General features: G+C 59.6%; 20 protein-coding genes. 14 read left to right on the top strand and 6 right to left on the bottom strand.

Features of this window, described 5'->3' with window-relative positions; translation table 11 throughout:
- Positions 1-22: 22 nt before the first annotated feature.
- The 11 genes from MHM97_RS17700 to MHM97_RS17655 all read left to right on the top strand — a co-directional run bounded on the left by MHM97_RS17700 (position 23) and on the right by MHM97_RS17655 (position 10,446).
- A complete protein-coding gene (locus tag MHM97_RS17700; protein WP_239323899.1) occupies positions 23-574 on the top strand; it encodes an ester cyclase in 552 nt (183 codons plus the stop codon).
- 5 nt (positions 575-579) lie between these two features.
- The gene (hisD, locus tag MHM97_RS17695) at positions 580-1,911 is read left to right on the top strand and encodes a histidinol dehydrogenase (protein ID WP_239323897.1); all 1,332 of its coding nucleotides are present in this window, start codon (positions 580-582) and stop codon (positions 1,909-1,911) included.
- Between the two features lie 80 nt (positions 1,912-1,991).
- Positions 1,992-3,041 carry an ester cyclase gene (locus MHM97_RS17690; protein ID WP_239323895.1) on the top strand — a complete coding sequence of 350 codons (1,050 nt, stop codon included), beginning with the start codon at positions 1,992-1,994 and terminating at the stop codon, positions 3,039-3,041.
- Entirely contained in the window at positions 3,041-3,805 is a 765-nt protein-coding gene (locus tag MHM97_RS17685; protein ID WP_239323893.1) for an SDR family NAD(P)-dependent oxidoreductase, read from the top strand. Before MHM97_RS17690 ends, MHM97_RS17685 begins: the two co-directional genes overlap by 1 nt.
- Positions 3,805-4,839, top strand: a complete 1,035-nt coding sequence (locus MHM97_RS17680) for a LacI family DNA-binding transcriptional regulator (RefSeq protein ID WP_239323891.1) — start codon at positions 3,805-3,807, stop codon at positions 4,837-4,839. The genes MHM97_RS17685 and MHM97_RS17680 overlap by 1 nt, the downstream gene beginning before the upstream one ends.
- Before the next feature lie 5 nt (positions 4,840-4,844).
- Positions 4,845-5,834 carry a nuclear transport factor 2 family protein gene (locus tag MHM97_RS17675; protein ID WP_239323889.1) on the top strand — a complete coding sequence of 330 codons (990 nt, stop codon included), beginning with the start codon at positions 4,845-4,847 and terminating at the stop codon, positions 5,832-5,834.
- A gap of 2 nt (positions 5,835-5,836) precedes the next feature.
- Positions 5,837-5,959, top strand: coding sequence for a hypothetical protein (locus MHM97_RS22780; protein WP_255729916.1), 123 nt, complete (start codon positions 5,837-5,839; stop codon positions 5,957-5,959).
- A 33-nt stretch (positions 5,960-5,992) separates the two neighbouring features.
- Positions 5,993-6,958, top strand: a complete 966-nt coding sequence (locus MHM97_RS17670; protein WP_239323887.1) for a cupin domain-containing protein — start codon at positions 5,993-5,995, stop codon at positions 6,956-6,958.
- Between the two features lie 63 nt (positions 6,959-7,021).
- Complete coding sequence (locus tag MHM97_RS17665; protein ID WP_239323885.1) at positions 7,022-7,717, top strand: alpha/beta fold hydrolase; 696 nt, start codon at positions 7,022-7,024, stop codon at positions 7,715-7,717.
- On the top strand, positions 7,714-8,409 hold the full coding sequence (locus MHM97_RS17660) for an RraA family protein (RefSeq protein ID WP_239323883.1): 696 nt from the start codon (positions 7,714-7,716) through the stop codon (positions 8,407-8,409). The genes MHM97_RS17665 and MHM97_RS17660 overlap by 4 nt, the downstream gene beginning before the upstream one ends.
- 246 nt (positions 8,410-8,655) lie before the next feature.
- The gene (locus tag MHM97_RS17655; RefSeq protein ID WP_239323882.1) at positions 8,656-10,446 is read left to right on the top strand and encodes a diguanylate cyclase; all 1,791 of its coding nucleotides are present in this window, start codon (positions 8,656-8,658) and stop codon (positions 10,444-10,446) included.
- A 326-nt stretch (positions 10,447-10,772) separates the two neighbouring features.
- Here the strand turns inward: MHM97_RS17655 and MHM97_RS17650 are convergent, their stop codons facing one another.
- The 6 genes from MHM97_RS17650 to MHM97_RS17625 form a co-directional block, all read right to left on the bottom strand.
- Positions 10,773-11,921: a CsgG/HfaB family protein gene (locus tag MHM97_RS17650; RefSeq protein WP_239323881.1), complete on the bottom strand. Its 1,149-nt coding sequence runs from the start codon at positions 11,919-11,921 to the stop codon at positions 10,773-10,775.
- Positions 11,922-11,964: 43 nt separating this feature from the next.
- Positions 11,965-12,384, bottom strand: coding sequence for a curli assembly protein CsgF (locus MHM97_RS17645; RefSeq protein ID WP_239323880.1), 420 nt, complete (start codon positions 12,382-12,384; stop codon positions 11,965-11,967).
- A gap of 31 nt (positions 12,385-12,415) precedes the next feature.
- Positions 12,416-12,985: a hypothetical protein gene (locus tag MHM97_RS17640; RefSeq protein ID WP_239323879.1), complete on the bottom strand. Its 570-nt coding sequence runs from the start codon at positions 12,983-12,985 to the stop codon at positions 12,416-12,418.
- Positions 12,986-12,994: 9 nt separating this feature from the next.
- Entirely contained in the window at positions 12,995-13,291 is a 297-nt protein-coding gene (csgH, locus tag MHM97_RS17635) for a curli-like amyloid fiber formation chaperone CsgH (RefSeq protein ID WP_239323878.1), read from the bottom strand.
- A gap of 173 nt (positions 13,292-13,464) precedes the next feature.
- A complete protein-coding gene (locus tag MHM97_RS17630; protein ID WP_239323877.1) occupies positions 13,465-14,151 on the bottom strand; it encodes a hypothetical protein in 687 nt (228 codons plus the stop codon).
- Positions 14,152-14,253: 102 nt separating this feature from the next.
- The gene (locus MHM97_RS17625; RefSeq protein ID WP_239323876.1) at positions 14,254-14,898 is read right to left on the bottom strand and encodes a hypothetical protein; all 645 of its coding nucleotides are present in this window, start codon (positions 14,896-14,898) and stop codon (positions 14,254-14,256) included.
- A gap of 1,040 nt (positions 14,899-15,938) precedes the next feature.
- Between MHM97_RS17625 and MHM97_RS17620 the strand changes: the two genes are divergently transcribed.
- The 3 genes from MHM97_RS17620 to MHM97_RS17610 all read left to right on the top strand — a co-directional run.
- Positions 15,939-17,240, top strand: coding sequence for a DUF4123 domain-containing protein (locus MHM97_RS17620; protein WP_239323875.1), 1,302 nt, complete (start codon positions 15,939-15,941; stop codon positions 17,238-17,240).
- Positions 17,237-19,963, top strand: a complete 2,727-nt coding sequence (locus MHM97_RS17615; protein WP_239323873.1) for a toxin VasX — start codon at positions 17,237-17,239, stop codon at positions 19,961-19,963. Before MHM97_RS17620 ends, MHM97_RS17615 begins: the two co-directional genes overlap by 4 nt.
- On the top strand, positions 19,957-20,192 hold a 236-nt coding region (locus MHM97_RS17610), incomplete at its 3' end, for a hypothetical protein (protein WP_239323870.1). The genes MHM97_RS17615 and MHM97_RS17610, both read left to right, overlap by 7 nt.

The following is a 20,192-nucleotide window of genomic DNA, read 5'->3' as shown; positions in this document are numbered from 1 at the left end:
ACCGCATTACAGGAGTGACCTCATGAAAGGTTCCCGCCCCGAACAGGCCGTGCTGACCCGTGACACGGATATGACCAAGACCGAAGAGACCCGCGCCGTGATCGAAGGCATGGTCGACGGTCTCAACGACCACCGCATTGCCGACATCGGCGAGTTCTTTGCAGAAAACTTCCGCTGGCTCGGCAATCAGGGCTGCGGCACCAAGACCGGCCTGCGGGAATTTCAGGACAACTGGCAGCGCCCCTTTCAGGCGGCGTTCTCCGACAAGACCTGCATCGACGAGGCGCGCCTTTATATGGGCGAATGGGCAGCCGCCTTTGGCCGTCAGGAAGCCACCCACACGGGCGAATTCCTCGGCATTGCGCCCACCGGCAAGCGGATCGAGATCCGCTATATGGACTTCTGGAAAGTCCAGGACGGCAAGATCGTCGACAATTGGGTGAATGTGGATTTCGCCCATGTGGCCGCGCAGCTCGGTGTGGATCTGTTCAACGGCCACGGCTGGGAAGCCTATGACCGCGGCGAGAAGACCCCGCCGCGCCCCGACACTCCGCGTACCGACAACCAAGGATAAGAGCCATGGCAATCACCTATCTCAAACGCGGCAAATCCGACGCCGCCCGCGCCGAAGACAACGCCAAGACCCGCGCCATTGTGGAGGCCACCCTTGCCGACATCGAGGCCCGCGGCGATGCCGCCGTGCGCGACCTCAGCGAGAAATTCGACGGCTACGCGCCCGAGAGCTTTCGCCTCAGCCAAGAGCAGATCGACGCCCTGATCGGCGAGCTGACCGACCGCGAGATTGCCGACATCAAGTTCGCGCAGGAACAGGTCGTGGCCTTTGCCAAGGCGCAGCGCGACTCCATGCTGGATATCGAGGTGGAAACCCTGCCCGGCGTGATCCTCGGCCACAAGAACATCCCGGTGCAATCGGTGGGCTGCTACGTACCGGGCGGCAAGTTCCCCATGGTGGCCTCGGCCCATATGTCGGTGGCCACCGCCAAGGTCGCCGGCGTGCCGCGCATTGTGGCCTGCACGCCGCCCTTCAAGGGCAAGCCGAACCCCGCCGTGGTCGCCGCGATGCATTTTGGCGGCGCCGATGAGATCCATATCCTCGGCGGCATTCAAGCGGTCGGCGCCATGGCGATCGGCACCGAGAGCATCGAGGCGGTGCATATGCTGGTTGGCCCAGGCAATGCCTTTGTGGCCGAGGCCAAGCGGCAATTGTTTGGCCGCGTCGGCATCGACCTCTTTGCCGGCCCCACCGAGACCATGGTGATCGCCGATGAGACCGCCGCCGATCCCGAACTCTGCGCCACCGATCTTCTGGGACAGGCCGAACACGGCTATAATTCGCCCGCCGTGCTGGTGACGAATTCGCGCGCGCTCGCCGAGGGCACGCTGGAGGAGATCGACCGGCTGCTGAAGATCCTGCCCACTGCCGACACCGCGCGGGTTTCCTGGGAGGATTACGGCGAGGTGATCCTCTGTGACAGCTACGAGGAGATGCGCGAGATCGCGGATGAGATCGCCTCGGAACATGTGCAGGTGATGACTGATCGCGACGACTGGTTCCTGGAGCAGATGACCTGCTATGGCGCGCTGTTCCTGGGGCCGCGCACCAATGTCGCCAATGGCGACAAGGTGATCGGCACCAACCACACGCTGCCGACGCTGAAGGCGGGGCGCTATACCGGCGGGCTCTGGGTTGGGAAGTTCCTGAAAACCCACAGCTATCAGAAGGTCCTGACCGATGAGGCGGCCACTCTGGTCGGCGAATACGGCTCGCGCCTCTGCATGCTTGAGGGATTTGTGGGCCATGCCGAGCAATGCAACATCCGGGTGCGCCGCTATGGCGGGGTGAATGTGCCCTATGGTGCGGCGGCCCCCTATCGCGACGCCGCAGAATAAAGCGGGACAAGGGGGGCGCTGCCCCCGGCCCCTCGCGGGGCCTCCCCCGGGATATTTTTGAAAAGATGAAGGCAAGAGCCATGGATGTTCATACGCAGAACAAGGCGCTGATCGCACCGCTTCGGGCGGCAATGTATGATTTTGACGCGGCGGGCGTGCGGGCTGCTCTCGCATCGGTCTGCGCGCCGGATGTGCTGTTTCGGTTTTGCCACCCGTTTGGCGATCTCACCGGCGTGGACGCCTTTTATGACGCGGTTTACGCGGGTCTCTTTAAGGCCTGGCCGGATCTGGAGCGGCGCGACACCATCGTGATCGCCGGGCCGGACGAGTTCGGCAATGATTGGGTGGGTGCAGGCGGCTATTATACCGGGGTCTTTATCGCGCCCTGGCTTGATATCCCGCCCACCGGTCATCAGGTCAGCATGCGGTTTCACGAGTTTTATCGGATGGTGGATGGCAAGGTGGTGGAGGTGCAGGCGCTTTGGGACATTCCCGAAGTGATGATGCAGGCCAACGCCTGGCCGATGGCGCCCTCGCTGGGGCGGGAATGGCATGTGCCGGGGCCTGCGACACAGGACGGGTTGGTGCCGGGGCCTTATGATACCGAAAAGGGTGCCGCCACCTGTCAACACATCATCGAGATGCTGGAGCATCTGAAGAAGCACCCCGCGCAGGGTGGCCCGGAGGTGATGGAGATGGAGCGCTTCTGGCATCCGCGCATGAACTGGTACGGGCCGTCGGGCATTGGCACCGGGCGCGGCATCGCGGGGTTTCGCAACTGGCACCAGATCCCGTTTTTGAACGGCATGCCCGATCGCGGTCAGTATGTGGACGAGATCAACTATCATTTCTTTGGCGATGGCGATTATGCCGCCGTCACCGGCTGGCCAAACATGATCCAGACCGTCACCCATGGCGGTTGGCTGGGGATTGCGCCGGCGGGCAAGAAAATCACCATGCGCAGTCTGGACTTCTGGCGGCTGGAGAACGGCAAAATCCGGGAAAACTGGGTTCTGGTCGATCTGCTGGATGCCTATGCGCAACTTGGCGTTGACGTCTTTGCCCGCCTGCGTGAGTTCAACAAGGCACGCAATCTTGCGCCGATCAATATCCCGAATGGAATGAGCTGATGACCGACCTGCCCCGCCCCCCGTCCTTTGATCTCACTGGCAAACGCGCGCTGGTGACCGGTGCCTCCTCCGGCATCGGGCAGGGCTGCGCGGTCGCGCTGGCGGGCGCCGGGGCGCATGTGGTCTGTGCCGCGCGCGGGGCGGAGCGGCTGGAGGCGACCGTCGAGGCGATGCAGGCGGCCGGTTACAGCGCCGAAGCGCTGCCACTGGATCAGGGCGACCTTGTGGCGCTGGAGGCGGCGCTGAGTGATACAGCCTATGACGTGGTGGTGAATTCCGCCGGGCTGGCCCGTCATGGCCCCGCGCTGGATACTACGCCCGCGGATTATGACGCGGTGATGGGGGTCAACCTGCGCTCGGCCTATTTCCTGTCGGCCTGGGCGGCGCGGGCGATGATAGCGGCGCAGAAGCCCGGATCGATCATCCATATCTCCAGCCAGATGGGCCATGTGGGCGGCATCGACCGCGCTGTCTATTGCGCCAGCAAACACGGGCTGGAGGGCATGGTCAAAGCCATGGCGATCGAATGGGGCAAATCGAACGTCCGCATCAACACGGTCTGCCCGACCTTCATCCGCACGCCGCTGACGCAGGCCACCTTTGACGACCCCGACCGTGCCGCCTGGATCATGGACAAGATCAAGCTGCCCCGCGTCGGCGAAGTGGACGACATCATGGGCGCGGTGCTCTATCTGGCCTCTGGCGCGTCGGCCATGGTCACCGGCACCTCGATGCTGATCGACGGCGGCTGGACGGCAGACTGATGAGCGAGAAAGTCACCATCCTCCAGGTTGCCGAGCGCGCGGGTGTCAGCCAATCCGCCGTGAGCCGGTTTTTCACCCCCGGTGCCTCGGTCAGCAAGAAAACCGCCGACAAGGTGCGCATGGCCGCCGAAGACCTCGGCTATCGCCCCAATGTACTGGCACGTGCCATGGCCTCGGGGCGGTCGCGCATCATCGGGCTGGTGGTGGCCTATCTGGAAAACTACTTCTACCCCGAAGCGCTGGAGAAACTCTCCACTGCCTTGCAGGCCAGGGGCTATCACGTGCTGGTCTTCATGGCCTCGCAGACGGCGGGCAATATCGATCAGGTGATGGAGGAAATCCTCGACCATCAGGTCGACGGGATCATCCTTGCCTCAGTTGCCATGTCCTCGGATATTTCCGCACGGTGTCAGCAGCTTGGCGTGCCTGTGGTGCTGTTTAACCGCGCCCAGGACATCGACGGCATCGCTGCTGTGACCTCGGACAATCGCGCCGGTGGGCGGCGGGTGGCCGAGTTCCTGATGGCAGGCGGGCACCAGCGGATCGCCTATATCGCGGGCTGGGAAGGCGCCTCCACCCAGCGTGACCGCGAGGCGGCCTTTCGCGAGGCCCTTTCCGGGGCCGGGCGGGACCTCTCTGCCCGCGCCGTGGGCAATTTCAGCGTCGAGCAGGCCGAACAGGCCGCCCGCGACATGTTCTCCGTCCCCGCTGGCGACCGCCCCGATGCGGTGTTTGTCGCCAATGACCACATGGCCTTTGCGGTGATGGATGTGCTGCGCTTTGAACTTGGCCTGCGCATCCCCGAGGATGTCTCCGTGGTGGGCTATGACGACGTCCCGCCGGCCGCGTGGCGCGCCTATAACCTGACCACGATCCGGCAGCGCGCCAATCTGATGGTGGCCGAGACCGTGCGCGCGATGTTTGAACAAATCGACACACCCGACACTGCCAGCCCCTGCCATGTGCAGATCGAAGCGCCGCTGATCCTACGCGGATCGGCGCGTATACCGGACGGCTGGCCCACAGAAGGATAACCCCCATGCAAGGCTTTGATGCGAAATTTCGCGACTTCCCCGACTACATCATCGGCATCACCAAGGAGATCTGGGAAGATCGCGGCATCGCCACATTGCACCGCTATTACAGCGACGACATTGTCGTGCGCTCGCCTGCCTCGGTGGTGGTGGGCAATCAGAATGTGATCGGCGCCACCATGGCCACGCTTGCGGAGTTCCCGGACCGGGAGCTTTTGGGCGAGGATGTGATCTGGTCCGGCACGCCGGAGACGGGCATGCTGTCCTCGCACCGGATCATTTCCACCGCGACCCATGCGGGCGACGGGGTCTATGGCAAGGCCACCGGCAAGAAGCTGCAATACCGTATTCTCGCCGACTGTCATGCCATCAACAATCAGATCAACGATGAATGGCTGATCCGCGATCAGGGCGCCATCGTGCGTCAGATGGGCTGGGAGCCCAAGGACTATGCCGCGCAGCTGATCGAGAACGAGGGCGGCGCGGCCAATTGCGTCAAACCCCTGAGCCCGGCCACGGATCGCCCCGGTCCCTACAGCGGTCAGGGCAACGACAATGAATGGGGCGGTCGCCACGCCGAGATCCTCACCCGGATCATGAATGCCGATATGGCCGCCATCGAGGAAACCTATGATCGCGCCGCGCATGTGGAATATCCCGGCGGCGTCACCGGCCATTCCTTTGGCGCGGTGGACCGCTTCTGGATGGGGCTGCGGGCGGCGTTTCCGAACGCAACCTTCACCATCCATCACCAGATCGGCCGCGATGATCCGCATATGCCGCCCCGCTCCGCCCTGCGCTGGAGCCTGCATGGCAAACACGAAGGCTGGGGCGCCTTTGGTGTGCCGACAGGGGCCGAGGTCTATATCCTCGGCATTTCCCACGCTGAATTCGGCGCGCTGGTGGGCGGCGACGTGAAACTGCGCCGCGAATACACGCTGTTTGATGAAACCTCGGTCTGGAAACAGATCCTGATGCAAACCGGGGCGGAGTGATCATGCCCGCCTTTGAGATGAAACTGGATGCCCGCGAGGCCACGGGGCGGATGCATGCGCACCGCGCCTCGCTGCGGGCGCGTCGGCTGAACCTGCGCCCGCCCGGCGCTGGCCTCTCAAGCTGACGTATTTCTGTTTTATATCAAAGGATAAACTCCATGAGCACTCTGAATGACCGCATCGTCCGTTACGGCGAACTGCGTCCCTGCAAAACCGCCTTTATCGACGCCCACACGCCGGGGTCGGACCAGAAGGAAAACTTCACCATCATCGGCGGCGGCGTCTCGGAATCCCCCGATCAGCACGTCCACATCCGCGACACCCCCGGGTTCAACATCGGCGCAGCCGGTCAGCCGCCCAAATGCCGCAACTCGCTCCATAGCCACACCACGGCGGAGGTGTTCTTTGTCCTCAAGGGCCGCTGGCGGTTCTTCTGGGGCCGCAATGGCGATGCGGGCGAGTTCATTGCCGAAGAAGGCGATATCTTCAACATTCCCACCGGGATCTTTCGCGGCTTTGAAAACGTCGGCACCGATTACGGATTGATCATGGCGATCCTCGGCGGTGACGATGCCGGGGGCGGTGTCACATGGGCGCCGCAGGTGATCGAAGAAGCCCGCGCCCATGGGCTCGTGCTGGGCAACAACGGCGTGCTCTACGACACCAAGCAGGGCCAGGCGCTGCCGCACAACGTCCAGCCCATGCCCACCCTGACCGAAGAGCAGATGAAAGACTTCCCCGAAACCCCGGTCGAGGCCGTGGTGCCGCGCTATGTGGCGCGCTACTGGGACCTGATGGCGCTGTCGGGCAAACAGCCCGCCAAGGTGATCGGCACCGATGCGCTCCTGAAGGACAAGCCCGGTTTCGAGGTCGACTTCCTGTCCCGCACCTCGCTGGACGACAGCCCGATCACGCCCGACAAACACGTGGTGCTGATGCCGATGCGCGGCCACTGGGCGCTGCGGGTGGGCGATTTCGACACCGTGCTGAACCCGGGCGATACCTGCCTGTTGAAACCGGGCGAGAGCTACAGCCTTGCCCCCTCGATGACCGGCGAGGCGAGCCTCTACCGCGTGACCGAGACCGACGATCCCGCCGGGGCCACCTGGAGCGGTGCCGCCTAAGCTGCCGCCACACACGCATGGGCAGCGCCCCCCGCGCTGCCCGTCTTTCAAACGGAGGCCGCAATGACTCCCCTCGTCTTTCTTCCCGGCATGATGTGCGACGCGCGGCTGTTTGCGCCGCAGATCGCTGCCCTATCTGCCATGCGCACCGTCTCCTGCGCGGCGCTGACCGGTCACGACAGCATGGGGGCGCTGGCCGCAGAGGTTCTGCACAACGCGCCGCCGCGATTTGCCCTTGCGGGCCTGTCGATGGGCGGCATCCTTGCGATGGAAGTGCTGCGCCAGGCCCCCGACCGCGTGGCCGGGCTGGCGCTGCTGGACACCAACCCGCTGGCCGAGGTCCCCGAGGTCAAGGCAAAGCGCGCGCCGCAGATCGAGGCCGCACAGAGCGGCGGTCTGGCAGAGCTCATGACCGATATCATGATCCCCAACTACCTCGCCACGCCCGACCCCGCGCATCCGATCTCCGCGCTGTGCCTGGAGATGGCACTGGCGCTGGGGCCGGAGGTCTTTGTGCGCCAGTCGCAGGCGCTGCGCGATCGCCCGGATCAATGCGCAACGCTGCGCTCCTTTGCGGGTCCTGCTCTGATCCTCTGCGGCGCGCAGGACCGGCTCTGCCCGGTTGCGCGACACGAGCTGATGCACGGCCTGATGCCGCACAGCCGCCTCGACGTGCTACCCGACTGCGGTCACCTGCCTACCCTTGAGGCCCCTGAACAGACAACCGCGGCACTGGCCCGCTGGCTGGAGGACATATGACACCCGACTTGCTCACCCTGCTGCGGCAGGTGGACACCCCCAACGTCTGCAACGCCATCGAGGTTGCCGAGGGCAAACGCGGCTTTGACGCCTTTACCCGTGGCACCCTGCTGGCCTCCGCGCCGGAGGCCCCGGCCATGGTCGGCTATGCCCGCACCGCCAAGATCGCTGCCGTAGCACCGCCATCCGAGCCGCCCGAGGTCATCAAAGCCCGCCGCATGGCCTATTACAAATACATGGCGGAGGCCCCTGCCCCCGCCGTCACCGTGATCGAGGATCTGGACTACCCCAACGCCATCGGCGCCTATTGGGGCGAGATCAACACCACCGTGCACAAGGGCTTTGGCATTTCCGGCGCGCTCACCAATGGTGTCATGCGCGACCTTGGCGATCTGCCCGAGGGCTTTCCGGTGGTGGCCGGCTCGATCGGCCCCAGCCACGGGTTTGTGCATGTGCGCGAGATCGACACGCCCGTCGAGATCTTCGGCCTGACTGTCGCCCCCGGTGATCTGATCCACGCCGACCGCCACGGCGCCGTGGTGATCCCGCCTGCGGTGATCCCGATGCTCGCGGAGGCCATCACCAAACTGCTGGAGACCGAGAAGCTGGTGCTGGAGCCCGCAAAGGCCCCCGGGTTCGATTTTGAGACATTCGCAGAGGCCTGGGACCGGTTTGAGCGGTCGCGCACCTGACGCCCTGCCGGAGCCAGATCGCAGCACAGCCGCACAGCGAAACGCGCAGCGGCCGCTCCCCCAGAGGCCCGGACCTCGACCGATAGGTTGCGAAAATCACACTGCATATGGCCTGCTCAGCCGATATGCTGCTCTTGGCATATCAATCGCCGGGGCGGTAAGCTAGGCCTGCCCGGGACAGGGAAATCCGCTCAGATTTCGCTGCACAATATAACCCGGGCGCGTGTCAGTTTTGGACCTTTGCTGATGAAGATTAACACCATTACGAATTGGGCCTATGGACTGACCGTGGTGCTGACCGCTCTGTCCGGGGCCGCGTTCATCGCTTCGATCAACAGTTCCGCCAAAGAACGCGATGCGGTTCAAACACATCTGATCCTGAATGAGCTGGGTGAGGAACTGGCGATCGGGGCGGAACTCCGCACCGATGAGGCGCGCCTCTACGTGATGCGCGGCGACCCGAGCCACCTGGATGCCTTCACGCGTGCCGATCAGGCCGAAGCGGAGCTGGAAGCCTCCGCGCAGGAGGCCGGCTCGCTCGGGGCCACCAGCGAGGAGATAGCGTTCCTGCAACGGATCGTTGCGGATCTGGATACGTTGGAGGCGTTGGAACAGGAGGCGGTTTCGACCTACCAGTCGGGCGATACCACCCGCGCGCGGGATCTCCTGTTTGGCGCGCAGCATTACCAGTTCCACCTCAAGCTGATTGATGATGTCACACAGTTCCGTCGCATGGTTCAGAACCGGACGGATCGCGACCTGCAGGCCGCGCATCAGCGCAGCGACTGGTTCGAGTTCATTGCGCAGATCATGTTGGGACTGACGGCGACCGTGTTCCTTGGCGTGCTGTATTTCGTTCTGCGCCGCCGTGTGGCCGTCCCCTTGGCGCGCATGGCCGGGATCGTGAAACGCCTCGCCAGCCAGGACTACGAGGTCGAGGTGCCGCTGGATGGCCGGCGTGACGAAATCGGTGAGTTGAACAGGGCCGTGCATGTGTTCCGCAAGAACGGGCTGGAGCGCGAACAGCTCGATGCGGAGCGCCGCCGTGACATCAAGATCAAGGACCTGATCCTGAAACTGATGCACCGGGTGCAGGCCTGCCAATCCCTGGATGAACTGGGCGCTGTGATCGCGCGCTACGCACCACAGATCTTTCCCGATCTTGCCGGCGTCCTGTATGTCCGCGGCGACAGCCAGCGCATGTTGCATTGTGCGTCTTGCTGGCAGACCGATCCGCCCGAACCCGAGGATATCGATTGCGAAGAATGCTGGGCCCTGCGGCGGGGCCGTGCCCACCGCAGCAATTCAGGCGCCAAGGAGGATGTTGTGTGCAGCCACCTCGCCGATCCCTCCAGCTCCGCCCTGTGCATCCCGCTTGCCGCGCAGGGAGAAACGATCGGGCTAATGAGTTTCTCCGGCGTCCACGCCGAAACCGAGGTCACGCGGGAGGATCGCGTGTACCTGGAACTCATTGCGGAGAATGTCGCGCTTGCGGCCGTGAACCTCAACCTGCGGAACCGCCTCTCGCAGATGGTGGATCGCGATCCGCTCACCGGGCTGTTGAACCGGCGCTCTCTGGATGTGGCCTTTGGCACCTATGCCTGTACCCCGCCGCCCTTTCCGACGGCGTGTCTGATCATCGATATCGATCATTTCAAGCGCATAAATGACGGCTTCGGCCATGAGGCAGGGGATGAGGTCATCAAGTCCTTTGCCGGCCTGCTTGCCGCAGCCGTGGGCGACCGGGGGACCTGCTATCGGTTTGGCGGCGAGGAGTTCGTTGTCCTGTTGCCCGGCCAAGACGGCAGGGCCGCATTCGAGTTGGCCGAGAACATTCGCAGCCGCACGGCGGATATGGCACTCTCCTACCGCGGGCAATCGCTGGGCCGGATCACGATTTCGGCAGGTCTTGCGGTCGCGCCCTCCGGCGGGTCGATGGAAACACTGCTCAGCCGGGCCGATTCCGCGCTGTTGCAGGCCAAATCAGCGGGGCGCGACCGCACGGTTCATGAAACGCTGGAGCTTGCCCTCAGCTGAGCGGCCCCACGCTCGGATGTTTGCCGGTGACTGACGCCAACTGATCGCGCGGCACTCCCCACGTCTGCAATGCGGCGCAGAGATTCGCCTCCGCCTTGGCTGGTGGTTTCCGATATCGCCCGGGCCTGCCGATTTGAGCGCGGAGCTTGGGACCAACACAGAGATGCAGCCTCCAAACCGCGCGCTACGGGCCGGGACATCGACCCCAAAGAAAGAGCCGCAATGACAGGACAGCATTGCGGCTCTGGGGGTATTTCTATGACCAGCAGAGCGCCCCGGTCATCCCGTCCGCCCTGCGCAGTATCACTCACTGATGGAGTTGTTGTTCAGATCTCAAGGTCTTCTTGTGATGCCGCGGGGGGCAGCCCGAAGTGACGAACGCTCGTGGCCCGAGGCTCCGTCGGAGATTTGTTCAGGATATCTTCGGAATAGTTGCGCGGCTCAGATGCTGCCCATTTTGAGTATCTTTTGTAGTCCTCAGCGGTCTCCGGGTGCAGCGAGAGACCATACTCCTGTGGTGTCACCTCCACCTGATACCCAGCAAGCAGCTCTTCCTGGGGCGCGTCTTCGGATTGCAAAGACGCGCTTTCTACAGCCGGGGATCTCTGCACCCCTTCGCCCGATCTCTGCTTGTAGAGTTGCACGGCCTCGCTGGAGGCTGAGGGGTTTTTGAAACGCCAAACCCCCGCCTCTTTACCTTCCATGATCAGCGCAAATACGCCGAGTTCGATGGCCTCTCTGAGTGCAAATTGCGGCGGCGAATTGCGTGTATATCCAGCATCGATTTCCAAGAGGGAGTCTGTGGAGACATACCGGAAAACAGAAGCCTGAACGAGAGTGGAGTAGATCTGTTTCGTGCTGGTGACACTCAAGATAACGCGCCCGGAATTGACCGCGACCAGCCGCAAATTAACCGTAACATAATCCTCTTGGTATTGTGTATTCCCGCCAATTCCAAGATAGCGCGCACCGATACCGCCGGTCCGCAGATTGGATTCATACGAGACGACCCCGCCTTCAATCAACACACCCGCAAACGTCATCGCCGGCAGAGGTTCAGCCGCCTCCCCCTGGAATTGCTGTCGCGTTGCCTGGATAAGCTGCCTTTCGCGCAGCACGTTCGAAAGCCCGCGACGTTCAACGACATTGAACCATTTCCCGTTCCCGGCCGCAGAAAGGACATCGACCAGAATTGCGTCAGCCCCTTGGGTGACCGCGCGCGAATATTCTGCGAAATTGGGATTGGGCTTGTTCTGTCCAGTCAGATCCGGGAACTCATAAACGGCCACCGTAACCTCGCGCGAGGGCGCGGGCAGATTGCGGACAGCAGCGCTTGTCATGGTATCGGGCAGGATCTGCGCCGGTGTTTCATGCTCACCCGGCTCAAACGGGCTTGGGAGATTTTGAGCACATGCGGACAGGGAACAGCTCGCCACAATTGCCAAAATGGTTTTGCTGATAGTAGATGTTCTCATTAGTTCGCGTCGGCCCTCTCGGAGATATGCGATATATCGTGGATTAGTTTTGAACCGGGATCGGGAGGTCCAGCGTATTGGTGGAAACACCATCGTTGATGGTGACAGTGACGCGATCACCAGAGGTGACCCAACTCACTATGGCTCCGTCCAGATCCATTGTACCGGTGGGGTTCTCGCGCTGAACAACGGCGTCCAAAAGCTCGCCCGCAGCAATCGTGATCATGCCATTTCGAATTGCGTCGGCAAATTCATCCGCAAGGGTTGGTTCCTCGAACAAATCTCCAAAGGCATTACTGTCCAGATGCTGGTTCTGTATTTCAGCAAGCTGCAGCAAATGCCCACTGTTGAGCGGGTTGCCACCGAAAGAGGGGTTGATTGGCCGGTAAACCAATTCGCTTCCGGATGCCGCTGACACCGAGAATAGACAAGCTGCTGTCATGACTACGAAGTGCTTAATCATTTCTTACTCCAAAGGCTGGCTGAGATGCATATCAGCGCTCAAGAACGCGTCGCCCAAGGGGGGTATCAACAACGATCAACCGTTGCGCAGTTGTACCAGACAAATCGATCGAGTCACCGCTCCGTCCGTCACCTCTGCCTCTTTGAATGTGAAGAATTGTTTTCTGTGCCCCATCAGCAACATTTATCTCTGAATTCAGGCGCAAACCGCTTTGATCTACAAGAATATTATTCCGCGACCCATTTATGTCGATTTTGGACTCGTTTAGCGCCCCCTGCTGCCGTTGCAGGGTAAAATTCCGTGTCCCGATTACCGCGACCTCTGCCGTGTTGCGCAAACCCAATTGCTCAACAATGGACAGGCTCTTTGTAACGCCAATCGTGCTTTGTGACTGCAAGTTCAGGGATTGAGGTGCAGGCTGAACAACCTCAGCAGCATTCCCAAAAACCGGAGACGTGGTATGCGCAGGCTTCATCCGAAGGGTTTCGGCAACCTGCTCGACATGGATTTCTGAATTGTCAGAGAATGCCGGCGCGGTCATTGACACGCTGACGGCCAACGACAACACGGCGGCTCTGATCGTCACCCATGTATAGCGCATTCTCTCGTCCTAGTTTTGACTAACGGTTTCTTTTGCCGTGCAGGTGGCACCAGTGAGTTGCTCAGTGACACTCAGCTCGAAGTCGACCCAACCGTTCGCCTCAAGATTAAACCGGACTTGAGACAAGACCGTGACCTCCTGAGCAGGCAATTCCTCTTCGCCCTTCTGTTCTGAAGCCCCCAGCCCTGACGCACTGATTTTGCTCGCTTTGAACTTGTACTTGGCTTTGGATCGGAGCAGGGCTTGTGCGATTGCAAAGGCGCGCACATCGTCGCCGTCCCGCTCAATAACAATCTTGCAGGCCATCTGGTTCAATCCCTGCGCCCACGTCGGAGGGCACAGCAAGATCAACGCCAAAGGGAAGAGTTTCAGAACGCGCAGCATCTGAGAGTATGAAAAGCTAAAATCACGGGTCTAAGGCTCAACGACTGGAAAGCTGTGGTGCCTCCCCCTCTGGTCAGAGGGGGAGGACAAGATGCTTAACGCATCTGTTTGGTATAGGCACTGTTGCCGCTGCCGCTCTGGATCACTTGAGCCATCTGGCTGGTGTCCTGCTGCCAGACGTTTGCAGAGTTATCGTTGCCACCCTGACGGATCAGGATGTCGCACGACTGACACGCACCAGGCTGGGTGCCCGACGCAAAACCGCCCTGCCAGACGTCATAATCATTGTCGTTGCCGGACTGGAGCACCTCAAGCAGGTTGTTCGCGCCGACCTGGGTCGCGTTGCCGAAGTTGCGATTGCCGCTCTGGACAACGTCCGACGTGTTCTGATCGCCGTGCTGATGAGAATTCACAATCCGGTTGTCGTTGCCGCTCTGGCGAATGCTCATATCGTTGTTCGAACCGCCTTTTTGCCGAAGCAATTCAGCACTGTTGCGGTTGCCGGGCTGGGTCACAACCATTTTCTGCGAGTAGCCAAGCTGGGTCGCGCCGGGCCATGTCGGTGCCGGGCTCTGCTGAAGGGAACGCGAGCCAATCGCGTTGCCATCACCGCCCTGGGTCAGGGTCATTTCATTCTGATTACCGATCTGAGTAACCGGGTTCAGGGCATCACCGACAACGTTGCCATTGCCCATCTGGTTGATCCAAATATCGTTGTTATCTGCAACAGCAGCGGTTGCCAGAACGGCACACACACTGGAGATAAAGGCGATTTTCTTCATTTGGAGAGTCTCCATTTTCAATAACAGCTTAGGCTCGAAACCTAAACATTCCAATACGATTGGGTCCGGCCCCATTCAGAACCGGACCCGAGGTCAACACACTTAGTTGGCGCTCTGCATGGTGTATGCAGCGTTGCCGTGGCCACTTTGCGTAATGGTGGCCATCTGATTGGTGTCCTGCTGCCAGACATTCGCGTAGTTGTCGTTCCCGGATTGCGTCAGCGTGACGTCGCAGGAGAAGCAGCTGCCCGGACGACCATTCACACCAAAATCACCGGAGAGGATGTCGAAGTCGTTGCGGTGGCCGCTCTGCAGAACGGTCAGAATATTGTTGTCACCCACCTGACGCGCGGAACCATTGTTCTGGTTGCCGCTTTGAATGACGCTTGCGTCGTTCTTGTCACCGTTCTGGCGCAGAAGGCTCAGCAGGTTGTCGTTGCCGCTTTGACGGACAAACATTTCATTGCGATCTCCACCATCCTGCTCGAGGCGGCGCGCAAGGTTGCGGTTGCCCGGCTGGGTGACTTCCATCGTCTGACGGTCACCTTCCTGCAGAGCGCCCTGCAGCGCGTTTGGTGCATTTGCATCCAGGCCGATGCCGTTGCTGTGCCCGCGCTGGGTGAATTGCATGGTGTTGCGCGTCCCATCCTGCGTTGCAGGTGTGGAGGCAGAGCCCACAGCGTTCGAGTTGCCAAGCTGGTTGATGAAGATTTCATTGTTGTCAGCGAGTGCACCGGTCGCAAGCATCGCAGTGACCGCGGCAGCGAATATTCTCATATTAAGCTCCTGTTTTTACTATTAAAAAAAGGCCAACGCCTTACGCTCCCCCAGTAGATCGAAACCGATCTGCGTGAACGTCTGGAGCATTTGGTCATGGGTCATATTCAAAATCAACAATTTTAGATACTTTGGTATAGCTTTGAATCTTTAGCGTAATGACGGTCAAACACCCCCTCCGGTTTCCAAAAACGAGCACTCTACCCAAGAGTGATTTCGGGCACTGATTAACCAATCGTTAACCATATGATTTCTTGAATATTAGTTAATTTTTGCTCTTCTGGGTAGGTTTCATGGGCACCTCGCCCTTCAACTCAAAGCTGTCCCCCTTTGGCGCTGAATGTAGGCGCGCTGCAGCCACAGAGATCGATCAACAATTGACCGTCAGGAGGGGCATTGATCCTAAAATTGCTACAATTTGTGCGATTCCAACCCGAATCGCCTACCCCTTCGGCGATTGTCACGTTGGCGCCGGAGGTCAAGGGTAGCTGCCCTCAAGCGTCCTGCACCCGACCAGGCAGATTGCGCAAACTGTCCATTGACCGAACCCGAGCGCGAGTTTCGGGAGGCATTAGGCGGGGCTTATTCTGGGCTGTATCTTGGCAGTTGGAAGGGGGCGCAAAAGTCAAGAACCGCCTCGGATGATACGGTTGCGGAATGTGCAGAATTTCTGGTTGCAGGACAGGCAACCATCGTAACCTCCCGCCCCTTCCAGCGATCAGTTGAAAAGAAAGGTGGCACTAAGATGGCAGGGGCAGGCCCCCGATACCTTTTGCAACAGCTCCTGCGAATGACACCTCACAGGTAACAGCTCGAAACTCGAATGGACCGCGGAAATACACCTTGATGAAAGCACTAGGATAAACGTGCCGCCTTCCTCACTCCGCGGAAACAACATTCGCTCTCTCCCGAAGAGGACTGATCAGGCAGAACACCGCCGACTATGGTGGTTTGGCCGCTTGCCCGATCTCCGTATGGTTGTTAGGTGACTGCTGTTTTTGGAGTTTCGAATGGCGCATTTTCAGTCATGGATCGCAGATGTCCTGTTGGTGAGAGGAGATGACGCTCAAGAGGTCTCTTGTCGGGCTGCGATTTGGGCGAACAGTCATGACACCGCTATTCGTCGCTTGGCAGAGCATCTGGAGAAACAGGGTTACCGCATCCTATGGGTTGATGAATGCCAGCCTGCAGACCACTATCCCACCGAGTACGCGCGCCCGACCCTAAGCGTTTCAGCCGCGATACCTGTAGTGCTTTTTCCGGAGTTCGAGGAGCGAGGCTCCTCGCGGCCTGCTGAGTTCTTGACCATCAGAACGACCTCGGCCACGCCTCCGCTGGATGCACAACTTGGTAAGTGGCCGCGCAAAACGGTGCCAGACGCGTTAACAGAAGACCTGTTTGGCCAACCTGTTCCATCACAGCTTGAACACACGCACTATGGGCAGGCCGGAGACGTCCCGGCGTTAAAAACCTACGCGATTCTTGATGCGGCAAAGGCCATGGGGCTTGCTGATCTGATCGAGACGTCACAACTGCCAAATCGTTCCTTGTTCAAAGGAGACGCGGCAAAAGAATATCGCCACGCGGCGCCTTACCTGGTCGAGTTAGACATCGCCAGTGATTTCACCAGGCTGTTGTTCACGCATTTGCCTGAACAAGCCGACGATCAGAGCAGCCTACACCTGTGGCATCGACACGTCGGGCTGTTTGTTCGCTCGCACGCGACCTTCGACACGGTATGGAGCCACTGCCGCAAGTTCACCAAACTCCAGAATGCCTCTGGGAAATGGTATTACTTCCGATTTTGGGAACCGGGAAACGCCACAGTTCTGGAGCACCACAAGACGGACGGCGCCTCACCTTTTGTTGCAGTGTGGCATGACCCTATCGTCCACAGTGTCATCATTCTACGCGAGGATGAAAACGTCTTCATACGTCCGGTTCTAGACCGCGACAGAAAGAAGGGACCTGTTCGTTTGCGGTCCGGTGATCTTGAGGTGGCCGGAGGCATGCGGCGGGCTGACTTCATCAAAAAAGTGACCCGTGCGCTGGAAAAAGACCATCCCTCTCTACTCAGATTCACCGACAAAAACCGCATTGCAGATTTGTATCAACAGGGCCGCAGCCAAAATTACAGCGTCGAACTGGCGTCCTACAACTTCATTCGTGCGAACTTGCTCGCGCAGTCTAAAGGCGTGTCTTTTTCTGACCTTGAGCGCCAAGTCGACCCGCATCTGGAGCTGTCCCCCTTAGTACGATCCAAGCAGATTTGGAACCATTTGAAAGACAATTTGAGAAGCCAAACAACATGAGCGAAGATGAATTTTCCGAAGAGAATGACACCGAAGGTGCCGTCGCCGCCTGCGACCCCAGTATTATTCCGATCTTTCCCGTCCGTTTTGCCCTGAAATCCGAAACTCTTCTTGCCATGAAGGATGCAGGCGCGCCTCTGCCGACACCCCCTGCCAGCATCGATGATCTATCCCACCATGAACTGGTCCGGATCCGCAAAGGGTGGGTGTATGTTTTTCACAACGGCAACATGCAGGTATTCAAATTCACCACTTACGCTGATGATGAGAACTGCGGGATCTATCGCGAAGATGTCGCACAGAACATCGAACCTCCTTACACATTCACCAAGTACCAATGGAGCGATGGCGCTGCGAGCGGTGATTGGACGCAAGAAGGCAAGCAGTACCCGTTCCTCTTCGTGCCGAAAGACACTCCGGAGGCGTGGGTCGCGTACAGTGAAACACTCTGGCCTACGCGTTTCTTCGACGAAGCCGAGAACAACGCCACCTTTCGTGCAAAGGTGATGGTCAAAGTAGACCTCGCCGCCCGGTCAGGGGATTTCTGCGCCCCAATCACCGATCTCGAAAAACGAGTGCCCGCCTTTCGCAAGGGCTCACAGGCATTTCCGCAAAAGGACTACACCCTAGAGAACGCCATTCGCCATACCGGCGTGGAGATCGAGCGTTCCGGTCGGATTCTGAATTGCCAAAGCACCAAGGACACAGGCGTCCTTGTGGCTTTGCATGACCCCGTTGGGGAAACACAGGATTTGCTGGGATTGATGACGGTGTACTCCACCACACTCAGCAACTTCCTGATAGAACACCAATACCCTCTGGTGATCGGAAAGGCCGTTGAGAATCTCAATGCGGATAATGAAATATCCACCTCCGCAATGCTTGGGCTATTTGATGGCCCCCTATCAAAAGAATTCGAGGCTGAGTACGCACGGCTCGACAATACGGTACAGAGTCTTGAAAACACGTCCGCCGCCCTAGCCCAGTGTTGGGACAAATTGGTGGCACGTACTGGTTTTGGGACTCTAAAAGCCCTCGAAGACGCCTGCGAGACGGTATCCAAACGCTACAGCCTTCAGAACCATCCGGTTGATCATACAGAAGTCATCGGATTTTGGCTTTTTCTGGCGGCCCGCGTGATGACCGCTGCTGCCAGTTCTCGGCAGATCGCCGCAATCCTCAATGATCGCTTTGGCCTACAGGGCGCCGTCACGCTTCAATCCGCTCCCGAGAACAAGTCATGGCTGGAAAAGCTGGTGAATGCAACCAAGGCTGTGGGCATCGCGATTTCGTCAGGAAGGCAAACTCACCGTATTTTCAAACCTGCTCTCAGTGCGTTTTTTACCGTTTACGGCACCCAGGTCGCCGCCGCTTCCGCAATGCAGAGTGGAAGCTCCGCACGGCGATTGACCACGGTCTTTTTTCGCGAGTCCGTGCAGTTTCACACGGCTGATGATCTGCAACAGGCCTTCGTCAACATGCTGACACCTGAAGGTTACGGCGCAGCGGAAATGCCCTCGGAACTCGAACAATTGGGGGACGCCGTATCGGCCAGGACACTGCTGACGGAGACCACGGGACAGAGTGGCCAAATTGGTGTCGTCGAGTTTCACGCACAGATCGATCTGGAGTTCTCTTCCTCGTTTCACTCTTTTGCCCGCCGGGCGGAAAATTTCGACCTCGGCGTAAATGGCTTCGGTCTTGTCGCCGCCACATTAAGTGTGATGACCAGTCTGAATGCGCGGTCCAGCGCCAACCGCAACCTTTCGGATATCGGCCAAATCGCAGGAGGTGCGGAATCGCAACTGACTGCTGCTTTTGCAGGCGCGTATGAAGCCACTTATGAGGTCACCAAGACAATTGTCGGGCGCGCAAACAGCGCCGCCACGCGCACAGTTCTGGCCGAAGTTTTTGGGAACAATGCAATGCTGCGCGGCGCCACGGCCTCCAACGCCACACTTGGTGGTCGCGCGATTGCAAGCAAAGCGTTGGGGTGGTCGGCGCGGGCAGCAGGGGCTATTGGCGTTGCAATGAGCGCCGCGATGGCAATCGAAGGGGTGCACCGTGGTGATGCCTATATGGCGACCGGCAATGGCCTGATGGCGGTGGGTGCGCTTATCCTGCTTTGCCCGATCGGATGGGGGCTTGGTCTGGTGGCGGTCGCCGCAATTGCCATCGGCTTCGTCGTCTCTCTGTTTTCCTATTCGGATCGCGAGATGTGGGTGAAATTGGGCTTTTGGGGAACGTCAGACGAATACTGGGATAGGAAGAGACTTCAGCCCGTTTCCGAGTCAATTCGAGTGGCAAAGGGATTGGCTGATAATACCTCGCCAGATTACAAACGTATGAAACGGAACTTCGAACAAGAAGTGCTCTATTACCTGGACGTCACATCCCAGCTCACCCTGACGGATGATCTGAAGAAAGATGGAAAAATCGAAATTCGTTGTGGCACATTGCAGCGCGCAGCAGACATGTCGCGCCTTTCTGCCACTGCGACACTGCGACACCAGCAACCCGGGCCAGCCATGTGGGTGCAAACTGAGAACATCAGTGGCCTGCAACTCAGCTTTGTCTCTCCTGGAGTTGCTGTCGCCGCGATCCCGCGTGGAAACTACGACCCCAAGTATCAATCTGTTCAAATAGACGTCCGCCTGGCCCGCGTCCCCCACGGTGGCACATTTGAAAAATCCCTGACGGTGCCAAGGAAAACACTATGGTAAGCAACCGCTGGTCCGAACCCGAACGCCCTCGCGATTACAAATCCCTGCCCGCGTATGATCTGGCAGATTACTGGCATACGCTCGCGCGAGCGATTACGCTCAAAAGTCCCGATATTGCGGAGATCAAGACTTTCAGGGACCAGATCTTTCGGGTGCATTTCTATGTCTTGTCGGTTTTTCTGTTGGGCGTAATGCTATTTGCCCTGATCTTTTCATTTGGGTCGCTGTC

Origin of the sequence: Epibacterium sp. Ofav1-8 (assembly GCF_022348185.1) — a bacterium.
Taxonomy (GTDB): Bacteria; Pseudomonadota; Alphaproteobacteria; order Rhodobacterales; family Rhodobacteraceae; genus Epibacterium.
This window is presented reverse-complemented; position numbering and strand designations above follow the sequence as displayed.